Raw genomic sequence first — 604 nt, forward strand, 5'->3', positions numbered from 1 at the left:
TGCACGAGAAGAAGGCGTGCCAGTAATGCAAAAAGTGCCATTGGCGCGTGCGCTTTATGCCGACGGCAACGTTGACCAATACATCCCAAGCGAGTTAATTGAAGCCACGGCAGAAGTGCTCCGTTGGCTGGCATCATTGGAATCTGATGGTACTCAAAGATAGTTTTATTCAAAGGGCAAAGTACGTTGCTTTGTCCTCAATAAAACTCAGGTTGATTTAACATTTCTAGCACGGATACGTCTGCAGAAAGCGCGTATGATTTACTTGCAAACCTAAAGCTCAGCGCGCTTTTCAATCAGAAAATCCATAAGGACGCGGATTTTCTTGGGTATGTTTTCACGAGAAGGGATATAGAGATAAAAGCCCGGAAACGGTTTACACCAATCAACAAAAACGCGCTCCAGTTTCCCTTCTTCAAGATACTTCAATACCCATAAATCAATGTGCTTGATAAGTCCCACCCCCTGAATAGCAGCTTGCAACATGCTGTAATCGTCGTTGAACACCGCATTGCCTTTCGGTTCAAATATCACCGTATGTTTATCAACATCAGGAGACGTGAGTGACCAATGGTCGAGTGTGCCACTTGAGGTAAAACGGTAC

General features: G+C 44.9%; 2 protein-coding genes. One reads left to right on the plus strand and one right to left on the minus strand.

What is annotated here, in order from left to right:
* The coding region (locus tag R7Q46_RS28355) for an EscU/YscU/HrcU family type III secretion system export apparatus switch protein (protein ID WP_318078468.1) at nt 1–163 on the plus strand (163 nt) is incomplete at its 5' end.
* Nucleotides 164–273: 110 nt separating this feature from the next.
* Here the strand turns inward: R7Q46_RS28355 and R7Q46_RS28360 are convergent.
* Nucleotides 274–604, minus strand: a 331-nt coding sequence (locus R7Q46_RS28360; RefSeq protein WP_318078467.1) for a LysR substrate-binding domain-containing protein, incomplete at its 5' end; no start/stop codon positions are given.

The organism is Vibrio sp. 811 (assembly GCF_033339195.1).